We start from the raw sequence: 255 nt of genomic DNA, 5'->3' as shown, positions 1-255 counted from the left end.
GCCGGCGGCATCAGCCGCACGTCGTGGCCGAGGCTCATGAGCTCCCGGGCCCAGTGGTGCGCTGTGCCGCACGCCTCCATGCCGACCAGGCATCGCGGCAGCTTGGCGAAGAACGGCACGACCTGCGTCCGCCTCAAGGCCTTGCGCACGACGACGTGCCCAACTGCATCGACGGCGTGAACCTGAAAGATGCTTTTGGCCAGATCGATGCCGACGGTGGTGATCTCCATGGGGATGGCTCCTGCATGAGCGTGG

At 66.7% G+C, this 255-nt stretch carries 1 pseudogene; it reads right to left on the bottom strand.

Going from position 1 to position 255, the window contains the following annotated elements:
* Window positions 1-230, bottom strand: a pseudogene (locus tag ACLBX8_RS32255) (IS110 family transposase); the annotation flags it as partial.
* Window positions 231-255: the final 25 nt, after the last annotated feature.

This window comes from Methylobacterium sp. D48H (assembly GCF_053345715.1).
This window is presented reverse-complemented; position numbering and strand designations above follow the sequence as displayed.